At 46.7% G+C, this 22,772-nt stretch carries 20 protein-coding genes; 14 read left to right on the top strand and 6 right to left on the bottom strand.

What is annotated here, in order from left to right:
* The 5 genes from A4R26_RS35485 to A4R26_RS23515 form a co-directional block, all read left to right on the top strand.
* The coding region (locus tag A4R26_RS35485; protein WP_207625804.1) for a hypothetical protein at window positions 1–189 on the top strand (189 nt) is incomplete at its 5' end.
* A gap of 198 nt (window positions 190–387) precedes the next feature.
* Complete coding sequence (locus A4R26_RS23530) at window positions 388–948, top strand: RNA polymerase sigma factor (RefSeq protein ID WP_081168986.1); 561 nt, start codon at window positions 388–390, stop codon at window positions 946–948.
* Complete coding sequence (locus A4R26_RS23525) at window positions 935–2,698, top strand: outer membrane beta-barrel protein (protein ID WP_081168985.1); 1,764 nt, start codon at window positions 935–937, stop codon at window positions 2,696–2,698. The genes A4R26_RS23530 and A4R26_RS23525 overlap by 14 nt, the downstream gene beginning before the upstream one ends.
* A gap of 78 nt (window positions 2,699–2,776) precedes the next feature.
* Complete coding sequence (locus tag A4R26_RS23520; RefSeq protein WP_081168984.1) at window positions 2,777–4,051, top strand: LVIVD repeat-containing protein; 1,275 nt, start codon at window positions 2,777–2,779, stop codon at window positions 4,049–4,051.
* 8 nt (window positions 4,052–4,059) lie between these two features.
* Complete coding sequence (locus tag A4R26_RS23515; protein WP_081168983.1) at window positions 4,060–4,653, top strand: hypothetical protein; 594 nt, start codon at window positions 4,060–4,062, stop codon at window positions 4,651–4,653.
* 165 nt (window positions 4,654–4,818) lie between these two features.
* On the opposite strand, the gene queG is transcribed toward A4R26_RS23515, so the two are convergent.
* Window positions 4,819–5,676: a tRNA epoxyqueuosine(34) reductase QueG gene (gene queG, locus A4R26_RS23510; protein WP_242674998.1), complete on the bottom strand. Its 858-nt coding sequence runs from the start codon at window positions 5,674–5,676 to the stop codon at window positions 4,819–4,821.
* On the opposite strand from queG, the gene A4R26_RS35705 reads away from it, so the two are divergent.
* A complete protein-coding gene (locus A4R26_RS35705; protein ID WP_242674997.1) occupies window positions 5,608–5,778 on the top strand; it encodes a hypothetical protein in 171 nt (56 codons plus the stop codon). The two genes, queG and A4R26_RS35705, sit on opposite strands and share 69 nt — an antisense overlap.
* Window positions 5,779–6,003: 225 nt before the next feature.
* On the opposite strand, the gene A4R26_RS23505 is transcribed toward A4R26_RS35705, so the two are convergent.
* A complete protein-coding gene (locus A4R26_RS23505) occupies window positions 6,004–6,912 on the bottom strand; it encodes an AraC family transcriptional regulator (protein ID WP_081168981.1) in 909 nt (302 codons plus the stop codon).
* Window positions 6,913–7,457: 545 nt separating this feature from the next.
* Between A4R26_RS23505 and A4R26_RS23500 the strand changes: the two genes are divergently transcribed.
* The 3 genes from A4R26_RS23500 (at window position 7,458) to A4R26_RS23490 (ending at window position 12,458) form a co-directional block, all read left to right on the top strand.
* Window positions 7,458–8,936: a xylulokinase gene (locus A4R26_RS23500; protein WP_081168980.1), complete on the top strand. Its 1,479-nt coding sequence runs from the start codon at window positions 7,458–7,460 to the stop codon at window positions 8,934–8,936.
* A 179-nt stretch (window positions 8,937–9,115) separates the two neighbouring features.
* Window positions 9,116–10,444: a xylose isomerase gene (xylA, locus tag A4R26_RS23495; RefSeq protein ID WP_081168979.1), complete on the top strand. Its 1,329-nt coding sequence runs from the start codon at window positions 9,116–9,118 to the stop codon at window positions 10,442–10,444.
* A gap of 259 nt (window positions 10,445–10,703) precedes the next feature.
* Window positions 10,704–12,458 (top strand): sodium:solute symporter, encoded by a 1,755-nt coding sequence (locus tag A4R26_RS23490; protein ID WP_081168978.1) that lies wholly within the window; start codon window positions 10,704–10,706, stop codon window positions 12,456–12,458.
* A gap of 69 nt (window positions 12,459–12,527) precedes the next feature.
* Here the strand turns inward: A4R26_RS23490 and A4R26_RS23485 are convergent, their stop codons facing one another.
* Both A4R26_RS23485 and A4R26_RS23480 read right to left on the bottom strand, forming a co-directional pair.
* The gene (locus A4R26_RS23485; protein WP_081168977.1) at window positions 12,528–13,103 is read right to left on the bottom strand and encodes a CAP domain-containing protein; all 576 of its coding nucleotides are present in this window, start codon (window positions 13,101–13,103) and stop codon (window positions 12,528–12,530) included.
* Window positions 13,104–13,483: 380 nt separating this feature from the next.
* Window positions 13,484–13,777, bottom strand: coding sequence for a hypothetical protein (locus A4R26_RS23480; protein ID WP_133054761.1), 294 nt, complete (start codon window positions 13,775–13,777; stop codon window positions 13,484–13,486).
* Between the two features lie 617 nt (window positions 13,778–14,394).
* Here A4R26_RS23480 and A4R26_RS23475 point away from each other — a divergent pair.
* A complete protein-coding gene (locus A4R26_RS23475; RefSeq protein ID WP_081168975.1) occupies window positions 14,395–15,738 on the top strand; it encodes a T9SS type A sorting domain-containing protein in 1,344 nt (447 codons plus the stop codon).
* 217 nt (window positions 15,739–15,955) lie between these two features.
* On the opposite strand, the gene A4R26_RS23470 is transcribed toward A4R26_RS23475, so the two are convergent.
* A complete protein-coding gene (locus tag A4R26_RS23470; RefSeq protein WP_081168974.1) occupies window positions 15,956–17,008 on the bottom strand; it encodes a serine hydrolase domain-containing protein in 1,053 nt (350 codons plus the stop codon).
* Between the two features lie 276 nt (window positions 17,009–17,284).
* On the opposite strand from A4R26_RS23470, the gene clpB reads away from it, so the two are divergent.
* From clpB to queD, 4 genes are all read left to right on the top strand, one after another.
* Window positions 17,285–19,897, top strand: coding sequence for an ATP-dependent chaperone ClpB (gene clpB, locus A4R26_RS23465; RefSeq protein ID WP_081168973.1), 2,613 nt, complete (start codon window positions 17,285–17,287; stop codon window positions 19,895–19,897).
* A gap of 323 nt (window positions 19,898–20,220) precedes the next feature.
* Window positions 20,221–20,778, top strand: a complete 558-nt coding sequence (locus A4R26_RS23460) for a DsbA family protein (protein ID WP_081168972.1) — start codon at window positions 20,221–20,223, stop codon at window positions 20,776–20,778.
* Window positions 20,779–21,231: 453 nt separating this feature from the next.
* Complete coding sequence (locus A4R26_RS23455; protein WP_081168971.1) at window positions 21,232–21,417, top strand: carboxypeptidase-like regulatory domain-containing protein; 186 nt, start codon at window positions 21,232–21,234, stop codon at window positions 21,415–21,417.
* A gap of 426 nt (window positions 21,418–21,843) precedes the next feature.
* The gene (queD, locus tag A4R26_RS23450; RefSeq protein WP_081168970.1) at window positions 21,844–22,200 is read left to right on the top strand and encodes a 6-carboxytetrahydropterin synthase QueD; all 357 of its coding nucleotides are present in this window, start codon (window positions 21,844–21,846) and stop codon (window positions 22,198–22,200) included.
* Window positions 22,201–22,288: 88 nt separating this feature from the next.
* Here queD and A4R26_RS23445 read toward each other — a convergent pair whose 3' ends face one another.
* Window positions 22,289–22,720, bottom strand: coding sequence for a DoxX family protein (locus tag A4R26_RS23445; RefSeq protein WP_165760392.1), 432 nt, complete (start codon window positions 22,718–22,720; stop codon window positions 22,289–22,291).
* Window positions 22,721–22,772 lie beyond the last annotated feature (52 nt).

Here is a 22,772-nt window from a genome sequence, read left to right as displayed (position 1 = left end):
TATTTGCCGGCCTCGCCCTGGGCTTTCTTTTTTCGCCTTTCAGCTGTATTCTGTATTTACTTGCAGCTTGCAGCTTGCGGCTTGCAGCGTGCAGCTGTATTCTGTATTTGCTTGCAGCTTGCGGCTTGCAGCGTGCAGCTGTATTCTGTATTTGCTTGCAGCTTGCAGCTGTATTTGTATTTACTTTAGGCTTTCGGCTTTCACCTGTATTTTGTATTTGCTTTCGGCTTATAGCTTGCAGCTTTCAGCTGTATTCAGTATTCCATTATCACATTCTTACCGATCAACTTACATAGTAAATATATATAACATTTAACCCGGTTCCTGTCATTTATTACCTTCGGTGCAACGTAATAGAAGCGTTGATTGTCAGGTACAGTACAAGAAATGGATTATAACAGGCTGGTAAAAGATTGTTTAAGGGGGCTGCCGGAGGCCCAACGACAGCTCTACGAGCATTTTGCTGAGAGTATGTTGGGGGTGTGCTATCGCTATACCAAGTCTGTTGCCGATGCAGAAGATGTGCTGCAGGAAGGGTTTATAAAGATCTTCCGCAACCTGCACCAGTTTAAATTCGAAGGCGAGCTGGGAGGCTGGATCCGCCGCATTATGGTGAATACGGCATTAAACTATCTCAAAAAGAACAGCCGGTATCAAACCGATCTATCCTTTACAGAAACGAGCCTGCACCCGGTGTCAGATGATAACCCCGAAGTGGCATTGCAGGCCAAAGACCTGGCCGAGATCATTCGCCAGTTACCGGCCGGTTACCAGACTGTGTTCAATCTGCATGCCGTTGAGGGGTTCTCCCATGTTGAAATCGGAAAAATGCTTGGTATTAACGAGGGTACTTCCCGGTCACAATATGCCCGTGCACGCGCATTATTGATAAGCTGGTTAAAAAAAACGACCGTAGAAACAAAAAAGGAATCGTATGTCCGACCATGAATTTGAGAAACAGGTACACCAGAAGCTGCAGGAGCTAAAGCTGCGTCCTTCTGATACTGTATGGATGGAGGTGGAAAAAAACATCCGTCAGCACAAACGCCGCCGCCGCTTTTTGTGGCTGTGGTCTGCTGCCCTTTTAGTTGCACTTACTACCAGTGGGGTAGTGTTATATAATTATACCAGCAATAACAGGAAAACGCTTGAAATGGCCACCGGTACAACAACCGGGGCATCGTCGTCTTCTTCATCATCTTCTTCAAACCAAACCAACAAAACCGTATCGCCTAACTCTGCCACTACCAATACAAACGATCATACAACACAGGTTTCACCGGTTCAACCCGGTTTCGGCAATGCGGCATCTGTGCCGGCAAATGAACCAGTTGATGTAACCGAACCTGCACCGGCAACTGTGCCGGGTGAGCCGGGATCAGTTCCACCGGCCGCACCGGTAATTACACAAGGTCAACCTGATATATCTTCCCTTCCGATCCGTAGGGAAGCTGTGGCAGCAGGATCAGCAACCCTCACTAAGGAAACAATCGGTACCAATAATAATAAGCCCGTGAAAAGCGGGGCGGCAACGCCTTTGGTAGCTCGTAACCATAAACAGGTTGATAAAAAGAGAACGGCGCCGGTTATTACAGAAGAAGCGGTTGATGCAGAACCGGGGGAAGCGGCAATCGTTACCAACTTAAAACCGGATGCATCTTCAGCACCATTGAAAATAACCATACCTGCATTGGTACATGAAACCGAACCTATAGTTACCAGTAAGGCGGCCACTGATGGGTTCAATATAAAGGCGCATTTACTGATGCCTGATTCGGCAAGTGCGGGCAACGCCGTTGCAGCCATGCCTATTCAGCGTAAAACGCCTTCTTTGTGGCATTGGGGCGTTAAGGCCGATGCCGGTTATTCGCGCATTTCGGTAAGTAAATTATTCCAGTTGCGTGGGTTGTTAGGCACCGATAAATCGTATGCCGAAGACCTGGCTGCGCGCAGTTATTCCAGCCCTAACAGTGTGGGCGCAAATAACCAGTTCCTGAATGTATCTGCTAATGCCGTACCTGTAAAAAAAGTGGCTTCACCCATTCAGCCCGATTTTGCCGCATCTGTAGGGGTATTTATTCAACGTACTTTATCGCCGCGATTGAAAGTATCGGTTGGGTTGGAATATTCTTATATGAGCGTTAATACCCAGGTGGGTAAAAGGTACGATTCATCGATTGCTGTGAACGTTGGCGCCAATTCCCTGAAGGTAATACCTGAATTTTATGATAGCCCCGGTTACATCGATACTGCCAGCGGCAGGTTCCCCAGCGTGCAATGGCAGGGGCAGGCGCCTGGCCAGAACCAGGGCTGGGAGTATTATAGCCAGAAACAACGCTACCGGTTCCACTATATAGAAATACCCATCATGCTGAACTGGCAGATAAATAAAGGCAGAAGATTACCGCCGATTGCATTTGAAGGCGGCGTGTCTGTCGGCCGCCTGTTTGCGGTTGATGCGTTGCATTATGAAGGGGTAAAAGGCGTTTACTACGAGGATAATAGTTTGTTCAACAGAACACAGTTCAACTTCGTTACCGGTTTAAGCGTAGGACTGTTGCAGAAAAGCAAACACCCGCTGTGGATCGGTCCCGACCTGCGTTACTCCCTCAATGGATTGGTTAAGAAAGAAGTTTCTACAGGACAATACCTGTGGTCGACCGGCATTAGCTTTAAAATGTTGCTGGGAAGATTATAAAAAGAATTGCTGTAAAAATAACAAACGCCAGGCAACGGTTACTCCTTACTGTTTGTCAGTTAAGAAAACGCTAAACTTATGAAACGGCATCTTTTGTCGGTTTTACAGTTAACCATTACTGTAATGCTTGTTGCTTCTTTGTCTGGTTGCGATAAAGAAAAAGCACTCCAAACCTATACCTGGTATGAACCTAATTTCAAAACGCTAACCGAAGTGCGCGCCGATATGAAAAGCGGTCCGGCACAGGGTTTGAAACGCCCCGGTAAAATTTACATTTTTGGAAATTATATTTTCCTGAATGAGCTTGATGAAGGCATTCACATCTTCGATAACACACAGCCTTCATCGCCGAAGAACCTCGCCTTTATTCCCATTCCCGGTAATGTTGACCTGGCTGTAACTGGTAATGTATTATATGCCGATTCATACAGCGACCTGGTGACCTTCGATATCACCGACCCCAAAGCGGTAAAGCCGCTCAAGTTCATGAACAATGCATTCCCGCATCGCAACATGTACTACCAATATAACAATAGCGGCGGTACGCGGCCGGTAAACACCGATAGCATACAGGTGGTAGTTAGCTTCACGCGCCACGATACCACCATGGCTTATAATCCCCGGCCTATTGGTATTTATATGGATGCCATGCTGTACTCCAGCGCCGCGAGCGCTACGCCCGGCAAGAGCGGACAGGGTGGTTCCATGGCGCGGTTCACACTAATGAACAATTACATGTACACGGTGTCAACCTCTTCGCTGTCGACCTGGAATATTTCGAACCCGAAAGATCCGCAGTTCGTAAATACTTCGGTGATCGGTAATCAGTTTATAGAAACGATCTATCCGTTCAAGGACAAATTATTTATCGGATCTACCCAGGGCATGTTCATCTATGATGTATCAACGCCTGGCAACCCCGTTAAACAGGGCTCGTTCACACATGTTCGCAGCTGCGATCCCGTGGTGGCCGACGATACAAAGGCCTGGGTTACCCTGCGTTCGGGTACTGCCTGCGGCGGTAATACGAACCAGTTGGAAGTAGTGGATATTACCGACGTTACCAAACCTTTCCTGATAAAGCAGTACAGCATGACCAATCCGTTCGGACTGGGTAAGGAAGGGAATACCCTGTTTATCTGTGATGGTAAAGACGGCGTAAAAGTATATGACGCCGCTGATGCCAATAACCTGAAGCTGATAAAGAAAATAGATGGTATGGACACGTACGACGTAATTGCGTCGAACAGCAGGGCATTGGTGGTGGCGAAAGACGGTTTGTACCAGTTCGATTATAGCAACGTCAATAACATTCGTTTACTGAGTAAAATAGGCCTTGCCTCAGGCAAATAATTCAGGTTATGCAAAAAAGACTGCTTCTTCTTTGGTTTTTTCTTAGCGGGTCTGTTCTGATAACCAGTGCACAGGAAGCAAAACAGGAACGGCCGGCCAAAAAAGGTTGTTCCTGTTCTTTTTCTTCCATTGTTCAGGCCGGCGTATTGAATGGTTCCAAAGGCGTTAACTTTCAAATGCAAGCCATTAATGGTATTAGATACAAAACCTGGTTTGCCGGGGTAGGGGTGGGCGTAGATAATTATTACCGTGGCGGTGTTCCCGTTTTTCTCGACGTTCGCAAATATATCCTGAAAAAAAGCACTACCCCTTTTGTATATGGCGATATCGGCGTTCATTTTGTGAGTGATAAAAAAGACGTAACCAACAGCTGGTTTGAAGACCGGTACCACAATGGCTTTTATTCAGAGGCGGGACTGGGATATAAATTTGGGTTTCACGGAAAAGACCGGTGGGTGATCAGCGCCGGTTATAGTTATAAATATGTGAAGCGCCTGAATGTGAATATTTGGGAATGCCCAACTTCACGTTGTAACGAACTATATTATACGTATAAGAATTATCTGCACAGGTATGCCATGAAACTGGGAATACAGTTATAGTTTGTGGTTTGTTGTAGCGTTTATGGTTTATAGTTTATTGTTTCCTATATGAGGGAAGGCTGATTAATTGCGAGGCTTGCAAATGCTTATTAGTTGGGAATAAAAGAACCATAAACTAAAAACTATAAACCATAAACTCCTTAATTTATTCAACGAGGTATAAAATCAACCTTTAAGAAATTTCACATTACGTTGTATACCCTGGAACTTTGCTCGTTTTAGTGGTGAATTCCGAAATATTTTTTTGAACGCTTCTTCCGTTAAAGATTCCCATTCTTTGGTGGTGAAATTAAGTATTTCGGGAATGGGCGTGAAGCCTGTTTCCTGTGTGGGTTTGGCAAAGCGGTTCCAGGGGCATACATCCTGGCAAACATCACAGCCGAACATCCAGTCGGCAAATTGTCCTTTCTTATCATCGGGCAGCAGCAGGTCTTTCAGTTCAATGGTATAATATGAAATGCACTGGCTGCCATTGATCACTTTTCCTTCGGTGATGGCGCCGGTAGGACACGCATCGATGCACCGGCGGCAACTGCCGCAGTAGTCTTTGGCAATAGGATCGTCGTATTCCAGTTCGAGATCAACGATAAGGGTGGCGATAAAAAAGAAAGAGCCCTGTTGTTTAGTGATGAGGTTTCCGTTCTTACCTATCCATCCCAGTCCGCTCCGGTGGGCCCAGCTGCGTTCCAGTACCGGGGCCGAATCGACGAAACCGCGGCCTTGTACTTCGCCGATATGTTCATTGATCAGCGCCAGCAGGGTGTGCAGCTTTTTTTTAATCACTTCGTGATAGTCGTTGCCCCAGGCATATTTTGAAATATGGGGAGTGCCGGCCCGTTGCGCCTGTTGCGGAAAATAGTTCAGCAATACGGTGATCACCGATTTAGCGCCCGGCACCAGTTTGGTAGGGTCGATGCGCAGATCGAAATAATTCTCCATGTATTGCATGTTGCCATGGAGCCCTTTGTTCAGCCATTGCTCCAGCCGCCGCGCATCATCATCGAGTTGCTGCGCACGGGCGATACCGCAGAAGTTGAAACCAAGTTCACGAATGAAGGATCTTATTTGTTGAGTATGGTGTTGTTTGTGGTTTATAGTTTACAGTTTATTGTTTATGGTTTTTAGTTTATGGTTGTTTACTTCGAAACTCGCAACTATTTTCAAGCCTCGCTTTTATTGGTTTGTGGTTCTTTCATTCCGGGCCATAACTATTTGCCGGCCTCTCTGCCTCGTTGCCTTTCAGTTGTATTCTGTATTTGCTTATAGCTTACGGCTTGCAGCTGTATTCTGTATTCGCTTTCAACTTCTACATTCGAAATTCTACATTCAATATTCGACATTGTATTTACTTCATTTCTCATTCTTCATTTCATTCAGCGTTCTAAATTCATCCGGCCGGTATTCCTCCTGCTCCTGTATTCGAAACTGCTTCCTGAATCCCGATGGGGTAAGCTGTTTTAATTTAAGGAACTGTTTATTGAAATTGGCCAGGGTATTGAACCCGCTTTCATAACTGATCTCCAGCACCGATTTCTGCGTGTCGATCAGTAGTTTACAGGCATGGCCGATACGTACTTCATTCAGGAAATCGACATAGGTCTTCTTCGTACATTTTTTAAAATAACTGCAAAAGGCCGGCACGCTCATGCCGGCGGTGGCCGCCACATCGCTAAGGGCTATAGACTCCTGGAAATTATCGATGGTGAACTGGAAAATACGGTCGATGCGGTCTTTGTTCTTCGCCTGGAAGGTACTTACCTCCTGGGTGGATACCGTTTCATATTCATGGGCGGTAGCTATGGCCTGCAAACACTCGCACAGCCTGATGATGCGGGCAAAGCCCTGTAAATGTTCCAGTTCGGTTAGCATGGGTTTTAACTGCTGCCGGGTGGCGCCCTGTATTTTCAACCCCTGCAGGGCTACGGAAAACAGTTTCAGAATGCTTTTACTTTCAGGCAGTTGCATAAAACCCGGTCCCCAGAAATCATCGGTGAACTGCACCACTATGGCCGAGGTGATGAGGTCTTTATGCGCTTTCTGAAAGGTATGGGGCAGGTTGCTGCCAAGGAAAAACACATCGTCGGCTTTGAATTCGCCGATATAATTGCCGATAAAGGCCGAACCTTCGCCTTCGAGGAACAGGATCAGCTCATATTCAATGTGCTGGTGCCAGGGCACTTCGAAATGCGGCGTGCGGTAGGTGCGCGCCACAAAGGAGGTGTTTTGCGAAAGCGGTAGTTTTTCAACAAGTGGTTTCATGCCAAACGGTATAAAGGAGCACTATATTAAGCAAAAATAAACATATGGCTTATCAATTATATTAAAATAGTTTATGTTTTCGAAAATAAAGTGGAAGGCCATTTTATTAATATCAAATAATTTCGATACTTCGATAAAGGTTTTTGGTTAACAAGGGCAGCAGGTGTAGGGTGCAGAATCAGAACTTATCTCGAGCTTGCTGCCTTTTTTAATACAGCTTCAAGCGAATACAAAATACTGCTTCAGGCTGCAAGCTATAAGCTGTAAGCGAATACAGAATACAGCTTCAAGCTGCAAGCTATAAGCTGTAAGCGAATACAGAATACAGCTTCAAGCTGCAAGCTATAAGCAAATACAGAATACAGCTTCAAGCTGCAAGCTATAAGCTGTAAGCGAATACAGAATACAGCTGAAGACAACTGAATAACTGAATAACTCATTAACTGAATAACTCATTAACTGAACAACTGAGAACTAAGAACTAAGAACTGAGAACTAAGAACTGTGAACTGTGAACTGAGAACTATAAACAATTAAGCTGCCATATGCTACTCCTTGGAATTGATGTAGGCACGTCCTCTATTAAAGTTTCCGTCGTAGATGCTCAAACGCAACAGTGCAAAGCATCGGCACAATATCCCGAAACAGAATCGCCCATTATATCGCCCCAGCCCGGTTGGGCCGAGCAATCGCCCGAAATGTGGTGGGAACATGTTCAGCAGGCCATTAAAAAGGCGCATGCACTTAATGCGTATAATCCCGCCGATATTGGCGCCATTGGGATCTCGTACCAGATGCATGGACTGGTAATGGTCGATGAGCACCAGCAGGCTTTGCGCAATTCTATTATCTGGTGCGACAGCCGCGCCGTTGAAATTGGCGATAAAGCGTTTGAGGCCATCGGTAAAAAGAAATCCCTTTCGCATTTATTGAATTCGCCCGGCAACTTTACCGCCTCCAAACTGGCATGGGTAAAGGAAGAAGAACCGGCTACCTATAAAAAGGCCGTCAAGATCATGCTGCCCGGCGATTTCATTGCCATGAAAATGACAGGCGAGATCACTACCAGCATCTCCGCCTTATCGGAAGGGATCTTCTGGGACTTCAAAAAAGACCGCATCAGCAAAGATGTGATGGAGCATTACGGTTTCGATGATAAACTGATCCCCACCATACAGGATGTTTTTTCAGACCATGGCCGCCTGAAGGAAGACATTGCGGCATTGCTGTCATTGCCCGCAGGCATACCGGTTGCTTATAAAGCCGGCGACCAGCCAAACAATGCCTTATCGTTAAACGTGCTGGAACCCGGCGAAGTGGCTGCTACGGCCGGTACTTCGGGTGTGATCTATGGCGTTAGCGATGAACTTACCTATGACCCCGAATCGCGCGTAAACACCTTTGCGCACGTAAACTATACTACAGAAGAAAAGCGGTTGGGCGTACTGTTGTGTATCAATGGTACGGGTATCCTGAACCGCTGGGTTAAAAATATTTTCACGCCGGCCATCAGTTATCAGCAAATGAATGCCGAAGCAGCCAAAGTGCCAATCGGCGCCGATGGATTGCGCGTGCTGCCATTTGGTAATGGCGCCGAACGCATGCTGAACAATAAGATCATCGGCGTTCATTTTCATCATATCGATCTGAACCTCCATTCGCAGGCGCATTTGTTCCGCGCAGCGCAGGAAGGTATTGCCTGTGCGTTCCGCTATGGGTTAGATATTATGCGCGAGAACGGGATGAACCCGCAGGTGATACGCGCCGGGAAGGCCAATCTCTTCCTCAGCGAACTGTTTGTGGAAGCATTTGTAAATACCACGCACGTGCCGGTTGAATTATACAACTGCGACGGCAGTGTGGGCGCCGCACTTGGCGCAGGCATTGGCGCCGGAGTGTACAAAACACCAAAAGAAGCATTCACCCAGGCCAAACCACTCACCGTTATTGAACCAAAGAAGAAGAAAGAGTATAAGGTGGTGTATGAGGAGTGGAAGGGGTTGTTGGATAATTTGATAATGTGATAATTCGATAATCCCACAGAGCGGGACAAGTTGTGCTAGTGGAATACAGCGAAACGCAGAACGCGGAACGCAAAACGCAAAGCAGCTTAATAGGTGTATTTAGCGTTAAGCCTTAAGCGTTCAGCATTAATCGTTCAGCCTGCAATTAATTAATCTTTAGAAAATAACAAACAACGCATATGAAAATCGTTACTGGAGAAAAAGAATTCTTTAAGGGAATCGGTTCCATCAAATACGAAGGCGTGGAGAGCGACAATCCACTGGCCTTTAAATGGTATGATGCTAACAAGGTAGTAGCCGGCAAAACCATGCAGGAGCATTTACGGTTTGCGGTATGCTACTGGCACACCTTCTGCAACACCGGCGCCGATCCTTTTGGTCCGGGTACAAAACATTTTCCCTGGGATACCAACGCCGATGCCGTAGGCCGCGCAAAAGATAAAATGGATGCCGCGTTTGAGTTCATTACCAAACTGGGTGTTCCTTACTATTGTTTTCACGATGTTGACCTGGTTGACGAAGGCGCCAACATAAAAGAATATGAAAGCCGTTTGCAAACCATCGTTGACTATGCAAAACAAAAACAAAATGCCAGCGGCGTAAAACTGTTATGGGGAACCGCCAATGTGTTCAGCAACCCCCGATATATGAACGGCGCTTCTACCAACCCCGATTTTGCCGCCGTAGCGTATGCGGGCACGCAGGTAAAAAATGCACTGGATGCTACCATTGCGCTTGGTGGTGAGAACTACGTGTTCTGGGGTGGCCGCGAGGGTTATATGAGCCTGCTGAACACCAATATGAAACGTGAGCTCGATCACCTTGCCCGCTTCCTTACCATGGCCCGCGACTATGCGCGCAAACAGGGTTTCAAGGGTGTGTTCTTTATTGAACCCAAACCCTGCGAGCCTACCAAACACCAATACGATTACGACAGCGCCACCGTTATCGGTTTCCTGCGGCATTACGGTCTCGATAAAGACTTTAAACTGAATATAGAAGTGAACCATGCTACATTGGCCGGACATACCTTCCAGCACGAATTACAGGTGGCTGCCGATGCAGGCATGCTGGGCAGCATCGATGCCAACCGCGGTGATGACCAGAACGGCTGGGATACCGACCAGTTCCCGATCGATCTGAACGAACTGGTTGAAAGCATGCTCATTATCCTGGAAGCCGGTGGTTTTGCCGGCGGTGGAGTGAACTTCGATGCCAAAACGCGTCGTAACTCAACCGACCTGGAAGATATCTTTATTGCACATATCGGCGGTATGGATACATTTGCCCGTGCGCTGGTGATCGCAGATAAAGTAATGCAGAAGTCGCCTTACCTGAAATTCCGTAAAGACCGCTATGCTTCGTTCGACAGCGGTAAAGGAAAAGATTTTGAAGGCGGTTTACTGAAACTCGAAGACCTGCGCGAATTTGCATTAGCCAATGGCGAGCCTAAAATGATCAGCGGCAAACAGGAGTGGCTGGAGAATATTATCAACCAGTATATTTAGGGTAACAGTTGACGAGTTAACAAGTTGACGTGTTGACGGGGTAACTGGCTTTTCATCAGGAGTAATATATAAACAGGAAGCAGGAGATAAGCGGTAAGAAGAAAGAGCTTGGAATTAGTTATTAGTTTCAAAAATCGAAAACTTCGTACTTCAGATCTCTTACTTCCTGTTTTCGTTTTTACATGTCTCCAAAAAATCCATATCTACAGGATCAACATAAACAAAACGATTGTAAAACTTAAACTAAACCGCTTGCCATATGAATTTTATTACAGGGATCGACTGGATTGTTGTATTTATTTATTTCGCCGTTATTGCAGGTATATCGTGGTGGGCGATGAAACAGAAGAAAGATTCTGCGGAAGATTATTTTTTGGCCGGCCGGCATTTGGGCTGGTTCATCATTGGTGCATCTATTTTCGCCTCCAATATCGGATCGGAGCACCTGGTAGGGCTGGCCGGTTCGGGCGCAACCGATGGGGTGGCCCTGGCCCATTATGAACTGCATGCCTGGTGTTTACTGGTGCTCGGTTGGGTAATGGTGCCCTTTTATATGCGATCGATGGTATATACGATGCCGGAATTCCTCGAAAGGCGGTTTTCACCTGCGGCGCGTACGGTGCTTTCGGTTATCTCGCTGATAGCTTATGTATTGACAAAAATTGCGGTGGGGATATTTGCCGGTGGTATCGTGTTCAGTGTGCTGCTGCCCGATATAAACGTATTTGGGCTCGACAGTTTCTGGATAGGGTCCATCCTGGTGATCCTGCTCACCGGCGTGTACACGATCATCGGCGGGTTACGGGCCGTTGCTTACACCGAAGCGATACAAACCGTTGTTTTAATAATCGGTTCATTAATGGTGACCTGGTTCGGTCTGGAAGCGCTGGGCGGCTGGGACAGGCTGAAGGAAATAGCAGGAACTGAAATGTTCAACCTGTGGAAGCCGATGGTGCCCGCCAATATGGAAAGTACCTGGGCGCCGGTAAGGGAATCGGGGCGCCTTGCCTGGTATTTCAACGACAACTATCCCTGGCTGGGCATGCTGCTTTGCGCCCCCATCATTGGGTTGTGGTACTGGTGTACCGACCAGTATATTGTACAACGAACGCTGGGCGCCCTTAATGAACGCCAGGCAAGAAGGGGAACTATTTTTGCGGCGCTGCTGAAGCTGTTGCCGGTTTTCATTTTTATCGTTCCCGGTATCATATGTTTTGCACTGGCAAAAACGGGGGGGAACGCCGCCCTGCAAAATGCGCTGATCGATGCGCAGGGTAACGTGATCCGCGATAATGCCCAACAGGCGTTTCCGCTGTTAGTGGTGAACGTATTGCCTGTAGGCGTGCGTGGCATCGTGGTGGCCGGCCTGCTTGCCGCCCTCATGAGTTCCCTGGCAGGCGTATTCAATGCGTCTTCTACTTTATTTACCATGGATTTTTATTCGCGTTTCAGGCCGAATGCCACCCAAAATCAATTGGTTTGGATCGGGCGGGTGGCAACCGCCATTATGGTGGTCATCGGTTTACTGTGGATCCCCGTGATCAGGGGCGGGAAAGGATTGTATGATTATCTGCAGGGCATTCAGGCCTACCTGGCGCCGCCCATATTTGTCGTGTTCTTCTTCGGCATCTTCATGAAACGGTTGAATTCTGCCGGTTGCCTCGCCACCCTCATAACCGGGTTTGCCATGGGACTGTTCCGGCTTGCCGTAGACACACCCGTAAAATTATTCAGCGGTTTCTCCTATACCGAAGGCTCCTTTCTGTGGGTTGTAAACAATATATTCTTCCAGTATTACAGCCTGTTGATAACGATCGTATGTATCATCGTAATGATCGCCGTTAGCTATGCCGGTAAGCAGCCCGATTATGCCCGGATCAGCGGGTTGACAATGGCTACCAGAACAGAGGAAGATAAAAAAGCTACCCGGGCCAGTTGGACAAAGGGAGATGTGGTGATGTCGCTGCTGGTAATTGCGCTTATTTTGACCGCCTATTTATATTTCAGAGGTTAGTGGAAGTACACTATCCTGAATGGGAAAAGTCTGAAAAGAGCATGTTCTTTTTTCAGGCTTTTTTTATTGCTACCAGTTGTGTTTGGCTATTATGATACAGATATAGGATTGATAGTCGCCGCCATCGCTTTTGACAAAACCGATACCGATATCATACAGCGAGGCGTCCCAGTCGGTAACACCGAGCAAATGATTGCGGTGGCCTTTGGTGGCGTCGCCTTCATCGATGATCAGCGATTTTACTGCAGCTATGCCCGAATCGTGACCGGAGGCGATGGATTCAAAGAAATTCTCCTTTTTATCTTTCAACCAGTCGGTATTGAGCTTATAACCGCTTTGGTTTATGAAGAAGTTGATGCCATAGCCATCGGGATTAACGTGGTTGAAGTAATTACGTTTGGCCATATCGAGGGCTTTGGCTTCGGCTACGCGGGCAAGGGTATCGTTCCAGCGCAGGGGCGTTCTGGTGATGCGTAGTTTCGAACTGAGCTGTAGTTCCTTATAATATTTTTCGGGGCTGCTTCTGATCGTATTGATCAGTTGAAACGCCTGTTGCGCTTCCTCTTTAACTATAAAGGGATTGTTGTTATACAGGAACGACAATAATAGCATCACCACTGGTACCATATAAGATATCACTTTCATAAGAGTACGGTCAGGTTACGAAATATAGCTGTTATCTTAAATATAAGAATAACTGTTTGCTTTTGCAACAGGTGAATTGTTAATAATAGTTTATAGTCAAAACTAATGGCTGACGTCGCTGTTATTGGTTTGTGGTTTGTTGTTTGTTGTTTGTGGTTCTTTTATTCCAGGCTCGTAACTATTTGCTGGCCTCTCTTTTGGCTTTCAGCTTTAGACTGTATGTATTTCCTCGTTGCCTTTATGCCTCTACGCCTTGACTTTAAGCTGTATTTGCTTGCAGCGTGCAGCTGTATTCTGTATTTGCTTTAGGCTTTCGCCTTTCAGCTTAGGCTGTATTTTGTATTCGCTTGCGGCTTATAGCTTGCAGCTTGCAGCTGTATTCATTTCTCATGATACATCCCTTCTTCGCCCGTAGCAAGTGATTGAATCGTAATGATGTTATTACTGCCTATCAGATCGCCCGAAGTCATCACTACCACGGCAACGGGCACATTGCGTTTCAGGATGGTATCGCCGTTGAAACTAAAGTTTTTATTATCGAACTGCAGTTGATCGCCAATGCGGTAGCCTTCGCCATACAACCATTGGTGGTCCTTAATATGTTCAGGGCTAAGCGTAGTACAGGAGGGTAGCAGCGGTATGCATAAAATGCACAGGATGGAGAGCGCTTTCATAAGTAAAGAAGTTAGGTAATAAAATAGTAGCAAGAACCGGGCCGGGACTTTTGTTGTTTATAGTTTATGGTTTATGGTTTATGGTTTTTGGTTCTTTAGTTCGAAACTCGAAAGTAATTGCGAACCTCGCTAGTTCTTAGTTTGTGGTTTGTTGTTTGTCGTTTGTGGTTCTTTCATTCGGAGCTCGCGAGAAATGTTTATGGTTTTTGGTTTATAGTTTATGGTTCTTCTGTTCGAGGCTCATAACTATTTGCTGGCTTCTCTTTAGGCTTTAGGCTGTATTCTGTATTCGCTTGCAGCGTGAGGCTGGAAGCTTGCAGCCTGGAGCCTGTATTTGTATTTGGCTTATAGCTTGCGGCGTGCAGCTGTATTCTGTATTTCCCTTGTCAACCCGTCAACTTGTTAACTTGTCAACTACCGCATGCAGCTGTATTCTGTATTCCTCGTTGCCCCGTTGCCCTTATGCCTCGTTGCCTCTATGCCTCTATGCCTTTTTAAAAAACTTACTACCCGCTTTAGGTGGTTTTGCGTATTTGAAATAATTGTAATGTCAGTTATTCCAGTTGGTTATTTATTGTATTTACTTTTCGAATCACTATCAAATCCAAACCTGCTGTATGAAAAACCGTTACACTGTTAATGTATGTATATGTATTCTTTTGAGCCTGCTGACCGCCGGCCTGGCCCATGGCCAGAACACCATTGCGGTGAGCGGCGCAGGCACCGCTGCCGTTAATGGTACCTATACTTATGCAGGAATGTCGAATAGCAGGCCATATTATACCAAAGGATCTTATCGCATTGAATATCGTAATGATTTGTGGAATATGAGCATGAATATCTGGATGATCTGGAATACCTCAGATATTGACTGGGCGTATTATGGTAATACGAGTTCTTCTGCTACTCCCGCAATTAGTGGGTGGTATACAGATATGGGCTCAGTCGCTGCCCCCACTGTTACCAACCAGGTTGCTTTTTCCAATGGCAGCGGTTATAATGCTCCTGCGCCGGTACCGGGCACAAATAATAATGCAATTGGCCGGTTCTTCCTCGACCCCGGCGCCGAAAGCGCCATTACCGCGGCTACGGTGCAGTTAGGCGGAACGCCTTCCGGCATAACAGCCGTTAAATTATGGCGGTCGGCCGATGCTACATTCAGCAGTGCCGTTGATGTGCAGTTGAGCTCAAAACATTTTGCCTCATCGGTAACGTTCAATGGGTTTTCTTCGAACATAGATATAAACGGTACTTATTATTTTATTACGGCCGATGTAAGCGCCGGCGCCACCGGTAGCGTAGCCGCCAGTATTGCGAATGCGGCAGCTTTTACTTTATCGTCGGGTTCTTCAATAGCTACCGCTATTTCCAATGCCGGTCTATCTGCCGCATCAGTGCCATTGCCGGTACACATGTTATCGTTCACGGCGCGGTCGAATGCCGATGGGGTGATGTTACAATGGACAACTACCGGGGAGGAAAGTTTTGCCGGTTTTGAGCCCGAACGTTCTGCCGATGGCAGCAGCTGGAATAAAATGGCGTTCATAGCAGGTAAATCAAACAACGTATCGGCCACCACGCAATATAACTATACCGATAACACACCACTTAGCGGGTACATGTATTACCGGTTGAAGATGACAGATGCAGACGGCGGCTTTATTTACTCAAAGCAATTGACCGTAATTAATAACAGCGGTAGCAATGCGGCACTTCAGAACTATCCCAACCCGTTCAGCGGCCACACGAGCATCGCCTTCCGGTTGCCTGTTGGCAGTATGGCCATGCTGAAAGTGTTCAACAATATGGGGGTTGAAGTAAGCACGTTGGTGAATAAACAGCTGGAGGCCGGCAACTACACGGTTTCATTTGACGGCGCTTCGCTGCCGGCCGGCGTGTATCATTATACGCTCCGCTATGGAAAAGAAAAATTATCGGGTACTATGCTGCTGAGACCATAGCCCTTTTTTGATATCATTTTAACGAATAAGGACTGATGATGAACACGGGTGTTCCGGGTAACCGGGATGCCCTTTTTTAATGTGATAATGTGCTAATTAGCTCATGTGCTAATTCTTCCAGTTCTGCAGTCCTGTTTTCCGTTTCCTCGCTTTAGACATCTTTGCCCACGCGCGGCACTCACTCAACCTGTATTCAATTAGCACATTAGCAAATTAACTAATTGGCACATTGACCTACTGCTTCATCCACCGCAGCTTTGAACTCCATCATAATATCTTTCTTTTGTTCACCGAGTAACGACTTCGTTAACACGATGGCGGCGTAATTGCGGCATTTATCAACATATGGCCAGGTGCCAAACAAACCCGGACTACTCACCACAATGCTGTTGCCATTGGCATCTTCTTCCTGGATCCATTCGCCCAACCCGTAATGCCAGCCTTCAGCAATTTTGGGGGTGAACTTTACCGGCAGGCTGGTGAACTGCGGTTTTTGCATTTCCGCTATGGCCTGGGCGCTGAGGATCTGTTTTCCTTCAAACACGCCTTTGTTCAGGATCATGGAAAGGAAGTTGATATAATCATTTGCCGAGCTGCGCGCGCCGCCGGCGGGATTGGGCGCGAACCCGTTCTCGTTCACGAAACTGGTTTGCTTCATTTTCAGGGGCCGCAATAATTTCTCCTGAATAAGCCGGTCGAACGGTTTTTTACTCACCACTTCCATCACGCGACCGGCAATGTTAGGGCCGATAGCGCCATAATGAAACTCTGTGCCTGCGTTGTTCGAGATCTCTTTGGCGGCAATCGCGTTCACTACTTCTTCAAGGTTCATGTACTTGCCGCGTTGCATCATTTTGAGCAGGTTGCCTTTATCATTTTCAATACCGGTAGTATGCGCCAGGCACTGGCGAATAGTAACATAACTTTTCATGTACTTATCGAATATGGGAATGTATTTACTAACCGGGTCGTCGAGTTTTATTTTGCCTTCATCAACAAAGATCATTACGAGGGCGGCCGTTAACCATTTGCTGCAACTGGCAATGGGCGCCGCTGTTTTGGCATTGAACTCACCCAGTTCTTTGCTGTGGATCACCTTCCCGTCCTTATATATTAAGGCAACTACACCATTGCCAAGTAATTTCTGGTTCTTTTGCAGCAGGGCATCGGCCTGGCTGAAGTCGGGTTGGGCGAAGCAAAACTGAAAGAATAACAGGAACACGGATAAAAGACTGCAACTGAGGCAGGTAGGGTTCGTTTTTAATGACATAAATGCATAAATTTTGGCCTGGATTATGATTTGCAGGTAATGTACAGATTAATTGAATAATGGTGACACAGGGTTAAACCGGAATGTTCTTTTTTACGTTGAACATATTAAAATGGTTGGTGAAACCCTTTGGCTGTTACCGAATATTAGGGCGCTATTTAATTAGTGACTTCCCAGGCTTTCGAATTTCTTTAGGTTTTGATAAAGTAGCGAGGCCCGGAATTGAGGTTTTAATTATCACATTAGCATATTATCACATTAGCAAATTAGCATTATATGAACTTAGGAAATTTTACCATAAAGGCAGCAGAAGCGTTTCAACAGGCGCAACAATTAGCGTTTAATTCACAAAGTCCGAATATTGAAACGGAACATGTGTTGAAAGCTTTGCTTGAACAGGAAGATTCTCCGGTTGAATATCTTTTAAAAAAGAACAATGTTACCGTGAATCTCCTCGAAAACAAATTACAGGAGTCGATCGGTAAACTGCCTAAAACAAGCGGCGATGCGGCGCAGATGGTTAGCCGGGAAACGAACAACGTGATTTTGCGGGCCGGTGCTACGCTGAAGGAGTTTGGCGATGAATTTATTACGGCCGAACACCTGTTGCTGGCCATTGTGCAGGGCAACGATTCTACGGCCCGTTTGCTGAAAGAAGCGGGATTAAGCGAGAAAGGCCTGGTGGCCGCTATTAAGGAATTACGTAAAGGGGGAACCGTACAATCGCAAACCCAGGAAACGCAGTTCAATGCGCTTAATAAGTATGCCCGCAACCTGAACGACCTCGCGCGTGCCGGCAAGCTCGACCCGGTTATCGGCCGTGATGAAGAAATACGAAGAACACTCCATATCCTTTCGCGCCGAACAAAGAACAACCCCATTCTGGTGGGTGAACCGGGGGTGGGTAAAACCGCCATTGCCGAAGGCATTGCCCATCGTATAGTAAATGGTGATGTACCCGAGAACCTGAAAACAAAAGTGATCTATGCACTCGATATGGGCCAGCTGATCGCCGGCGCCAAATATAAGGGTGAGTTTGAAGAAAGGCTGAAAGGGGTTGTAAAAGAAGTGACCGACAGCAATGGCGAGATCATTTTATTCATCGATGAAATTCATACCCTGGTAGGGGCCGGTGGTGGTGAAGGGGCCATGGATGCGGCGAACATCCTGAAGCCTGCACTGGCTCGTGGTGAATTGCGTGCCATTGGCGCCACCACGCTGAATGAATACCAGAAATTCTTTGAAAAAGACAAAGCCCTTGAACGCCGGTTCCAGAAAGTAATGATAGATGAACCATCGGTTGAGGATGCCATCTCCATTCTGCGCGGGTTGAAAGACCGTTATGAAACGCACCATCATGTTCGTATAAAAGACGAAGCCATTATTTCGGCGGTGGAACTGTCGAGCCGGTATATTACCGACCGGTTCCTGCCCGATAAGGCAATTGACCTGATAGATGAAGCAGCGGCGAAGCTGCGGCTGGAGATGAACTCCATGCCCGAAGAGCTGGATCAACTGGTACGGCAGATCCGCCAGCTGGAGATCGAACGTGAAGCGATAAAACGGGAGAACGACGAGGATAAGCTGAAAGCCCTGAATACGGAGATCGCCAACCTGAGCGTAGAGCGCGATACGTTGAAAGCGAAATGGCAGGAAGAAAAAGAACTGGTTGATAAAGTGCAGAATGCAAAGGCCGAAGTGGAGCAGTTGAAATTGCAGGCTGAAAAAGCCGAACGGAACGGCGATTACGGTACCGTGGCTGAGATCAGGTATGGCAAGATAAAAGAACAGGAACGAGTGATCAATGAGTATTCAGCGCAGCTGAATGCCATAAGCGAGAACAAACGGTTGATGAAGGAAGAAGTGGATGCAGAAGATATTGCGGAGACAATTGCAAAGTCGACCGGTATTCCGGTAAGCCGCATGCTGCAGAGCGATAAAGAGAAATTGCTGCACCTGGAAGAAAAGCTGCACGAGCGGGTGGTAGGACAGGATGAGGCGATAACAGCCGTGGCCGATGCAATTCGCAGAAGCAGGGCGGGACTGCATGATCCCAAAAAGCCGATCGGTTCATTTATATTTCTGGGAACCACCGGTGTGGGTAAAACAGAGCTGGCAAAAGCCCTGGCCGATTACCTGTTCGATGATGAGAGCATGATGACCCGTATTGACATGAGCGAATACCAGGAAAAACATACGGTAAGCCGCCTGGTGGGCGCGCCTCCGGGTTATGTGGGGTATGAAGAAGGAGGGCAATTGACCGAAGCGGTTCGCCGTAAACCATACAGTGTGGTACTGCTCGATGAAATTGAAAAGGCCCATCCCGATGTATGGAATGTATTGTTGCAGGTGCTTGACGATGGCCGGTTGACCGATGCCAAGGGCAGGATGGTGAATTTCAAAAACACCATCATCATTATGACCAGCAATATTGGTAGCCATTTGATCCAGGAAGCGTTTGAAGATGTAAAGGAACAGGATGTGGACAAGGCTGCGGAGCGGGCTAAAGTGGAAGTAATGAACCTGCTGCGGCAAACCATCAGGCCCGAGTTCCTGAACCGGGTCGATGAAGTGATCATGTTCCAGCCACTGTTGAAGAAAGAGATCATGGGTATTGTACAGATCCAGTTGAACGGTCTGAAAAAACAGGTGGCGGAAAATGGCATCGATCTGCGGTTCAGCAATTATGCCCTGGAATACCTGGCCGAGCAGGGATTCGATATACAGTTTGGCGCCCGGCCGTTGAAACGGTTGATCCAGAAGGAGATCGTTAATCCGCTTAGTAGAAAGATCCTTGCAGCAGACATCGATAAATCTAAACCGGTGATGGTTGACGTATTTGATGGAGTAGTGGTGTTCAGGAACGAAACGCCCGAGCGGGTAAAATAAATGGTAAGTTGAAAAGTTGATAATATCCTCCCCCTGCCGGGTGATGCCGGGAGGGTGCCAACGAATCGTTAAAAGACAGGAAAGTGAGGCGGGCTACCAACTAAATGATAGAACCGATGTTATTAAAGAAGTGAGTGAGAGAGAATATGTGAAAAGCCTGTCAGGTCTGATACGGGGTACAGGATTTTGGGGAAGACCTGACAGGTTTTGTTTGATAGGTAATAGATGCTGAGGATGTATGAATTTGAACCAGGCCACTCTGCTACAGGTAGAGTGGCCTTTTTAATTAAGTCATAACAAAAACAAATGAAAGAGGAGTAAATATGCCAATTAAGAATGATAAGAACAAGGAGATCATTTCAACCAAAGGACTATGGGCCGGCGACCCCGATGCGCCGGTAAGCATTGTCTTTTATGGCGATTACGAGAGTGAGGAATGTGCCAAAGTACACCGGGTGATCGTAAAGTTGATGGAGTCGCATGGCAAAAAGGTAAAGCTTAATTACCGGCATTTCCCTTTAACTCAGATTCATCAGCATGCGCATAAGGCGGCAGAAGCGGCTATTGCCGCTGCCCAGGAAGGCAAATTCTGGGAAATGCACAACCTGTTGTATGCGCATAATCGCCGGCTGGGCACCATCAGCTTACGGGAATACGCCCGGGAGGCTGGAGTGACCAGCAAGAATTTCCTACCCGACCTTGTGGAGAGCAAATACGGGTGGACGGTTCGCACCGATCTGCTGGAAGCGCTGGCAAAAGGCATCCGTACCGTGCCTACCTTGTATATCAATGGCCAGGTGTATGATGGAAGGCTTAGTCAGCCTGAAATTTCAAAAGCCATCGACCTGGCGTGTACAGATGCAAAACGGAAACGGGCATAACAGGAAGGAGTTGAAATAGGAAAAACCAATAGTATATCAGGGTGTTGTTTTTACAATACCCTTTTTTGTGCTTTTAAGGGTAGAAGCCTGAAGTTTTACCTGAAAACAGCTCCTGAAAGCGGGTATTTTAAAAAAAATTTAATTTTTTTTTTAGCCTTTTCTGGGATTTAGCAATTATAGCCAGAACTGTACTTTTTAACGTTGAATGCGCTTTAAAGTGAAAATGTGATGAAATAAATTGCAGGTGCATGCGGTAACAGCAGGAGAAATTAAGAGAAAGTTATTCAGATATTAAATATGTGATATTATTTAATGTGTGTTCTGCAGGCCCCGGTTGGCAGCCATTTGCCTGCTAACGTTTGTTAATTTCAGCAGAAAAAAGAAACTTTGGTTAACGATTAAAATTATAACGATTGCCTGTTCATAGATGCTCCCCGCCAGGGAGCTTTTTTTATGCCCCAAATACAGGCGTATGCCTTCCCCTGGCGCGATGGCCGCTTCAAAGTGCGCGGGCTCGATTCAGGAATTTACTCGGTATTTGTAAACGCCGGCAATGGTTACCAGGATACCACCATCAACAATGTATCGGTAACTGTTGGAAAGGAAACCGATTTGGGAACCATCACGCTTCATAAATAGAACATCAGAAAAACCCATAACAGCCCTGGCAATTTGGTTTGCCGGGGTTGGTGAATACAGCTGTAAATTGCAAGCTATAAGCTGAGAGCCTAAAGCAATACAAATACAGCTGCACGCTGCAAGCTGCAAGCCGCAAGCAAATACAGAATACGAATACAGCTGAAAGGCGAAAACAGAAAGCCCAGGGCGAGGCCGGCAAATAGTTATGAGTTTCGAATGAAAGAAACTACAAACAACAAACAAATCGTCGCGAATCCTGCAATTACTTATTGATCCCGAACAAAAGAACCATAAACAATAAACCAAAAACCATAAACTGCCACTAAAGAACCACAAACAACAAACCATAACCACAAACCATCTCAGGGGGTTGGCAAATACTTATGGGTTCGAAATAAAACATACCTTTGCGCCTTCAATTAAGTTATGCTGCTCTACAAAGAATTTACATTCGATTCAGCCCATTTTTTACCCAACGTGCCGGAAGGGCATAAATGTAAGAACATTCACGGCCATACCTATCGTTTGCGGGTATGGCTGAAAGGCAAACCCGATCCCAAATTCGGCTGGATCATTGATTTCGCTGAACTGAAAAAGATCATCAAACCGGTTGTGACCCAGCTCGACCATAAGCTGATGAACGACCTGCCGGGGCTGGAGAATCCCACCTGCGAGTTGATAGCGGTATGGATCTGGGATCAGTTAAAACCAGCCCTGCCCGCCATGCACCGGATCGAACTGCATGAAACGCCTACCTCTGGAGTAATTTATGAGGGGGAGTAATGATTGCTGGTTTTGAGATTTAAAAATTTAGTGATTGGATCCGGTTTGAATATTCTCATAAATCTCAAAATCCCAAAATCCCGAATTCTCACGCCTGGTGTTTACTGAAAAAATTATCGAGCGACACCGGCCCGCCTCCTTCTATCAGGAACAGGATCAGTAACAACAGGATGATGAACGCAAATGGCAGTTCAAAGGGGCCAAATGCATCCCGTTGGGTATTGACAAATACGATGGCGCCCATCAGTATGGGTATCTGCAACAAAACAGCCCACCGCGTAAGCAACCCGATGATTATCAAAAAGCCGCCCAGCAGGTGCGACCAGGTTATAAAGATCGCCATCCAGTCGGCCCGGTTGGCCACCAGGCTGCCCCTTACCAGTTCTTCAAGCGTTGATGTATTTGCAAGGAAAAATATGCCTTTAAAGAAGAGACAGATGCCTAAAGCTACCCGCAAAACAACCAGCCAGCGGGGGTGATGCGCGAGGCTCCACCGGTGAATTTGTTGAAGCGTACCCATGGCATGACATTTAAAGATTTGTAAAAATGCTAATGGGTAAACCCTTTCAACG

This window comes from Niastella populi (genome assembly GCF_002078015.1).
Classification (GTDB): domain Bacteria; phylum Bacteroidota; class Bacteroidia; order Chitinophagales; family Chitinophagaceae; genus Niastella; species Niastella populi.
Note: the sequence above shows the minus strand (reverse complement) of the source record. Positions and strands in the feature narration are given on the sequence as shown.

Excerpts from the sequence above, each read along its gene's own strand:
- xylA (WP_081168979.1), top strand. The coding sequence starts at position 9,116 with ATGAAAATCGTTACTGGAGAAAAAGAATTCTTTAAGGGAATCGGTTCC.
- A4R26_RS23515 (WP_081168983.1), top strand. The coding sequence starts at position 4,060 with ATGCAAAAAAGACTGCTTCTTCTTTGGTTTTTTCTTAGCGGGTCTGTT.
- A4R26_RS23445 (WP_165760392.1), bottom strand. The coding sequence starts at position 22,720 with ATGGGTACGCTTCAACAAATTCACCGGTGGAGCCTCGCGCATCACCCC.
- A4R26_RS23455 (WP_081168971.1), top strand. The coding sequence starts at position 21,232 with ATGCCCCAAATACAGGCGTATGCCTTCCCCTGGCGCGATGGCCGCTTC.
- A4R26_RS23520 (WP_081168984.1), top strand. The coding sequence starts at position 2,777 with ATGAAACGGCATCTTTTGTCGGTTTTACAGTTAACCATTACTGTAATG.
- A4R26_RS23490 (WP_081168978.1), top strand. The coding sequence starts at position 10,704 with ATGAATTTTATTACAGGGATCGACTGGATTGTTGTATTTATTTATTTC.
- A4R26_RS23525 (WP_081168985.1), top strand. The coding sequence starts at position 935 with ATGTCCGACCATGAATTTGAGAAACAGGTACACCAGAAGCTGCAGGAG.
- clpB (WP_081168973.1), top strand. The coding sequence starts at position 17,285 with ATGAACTTAGGAAATTTTACCATAAAGGCAGCAGAAGCGTTTCAACAG.
- A4R26_RS23485 (WP_081168977.1), bottom strand. The coding sequence starts at position 13,103 with ATGAAAGTGATATCTTATATGGTACCAGTGGTGATGCTATTATTGTCG.
- A4R26_RS23505 (WP_081168981.1), bottom strand. The coding sequence starts at position 6,912 with ATGAAACCACTTGTTGAAAAACTACCGCTTTCGCAAAACACCTCCTTT.
- A4R26_RS23460 (WP_081168972.1), top strand. The coding sequence starts at position 20,221 with ATGCCAATTAAGAATGATAAGAACAAGGAGATCATTTCAACCAAAGGA.
- A4R26_RS23480 (WP_133054761.1), bottom strand. The coding sequence starts at position 13,777 with ATGAAAGCGCTCTCCATCCTGTGCATTTTATGCATACCGCTGCTACCC.
- A4R26_RS23530 (WP_081168986.1), top strand. The coding sequence starts at position 388 with ATGGATTATAACAGGCTGGTAAAAGATTGTTTAAGGGGGCTGCCGGAG.
- A4R26_RS35705 (WP_242674997.1), top strand. The coding sequence starts at position 5,608 with ATGGAGCCCTTTGTTCAGCCATTGCTCCAGCCGCCGCGCATCATCATC.
- A4R26_RS23475 (WP_081168975.1), top strand. The coding sequence starts at position 14,395 with ATGAAAAACCGTTACACTGTTAATGTATGTATATGTATTCTTTTGAGC.
- A4R26_RS23500 (WP_081168980.1), top strand. The coding sequence starts at position 7,458 with ATGCTACTCCTTGGAATTGATGTAGGCACGTCCTCTATTAAAGTTTCC.
- queD (WP_081168970.1), top strand. The coding sequence starts at position 21,844 with ATGCTGCTCTACAAAGAATTTACATTCGATTCAGCCCATTTTTTACCC.
- A4R26_RS23470 (WP_081168974.1), bottom strand. The coding sequence starts at position 17,008 with ATGTCATTAAAAACGAACCCTACCTGCCTCAGTTGCAGTCTTTTATCC.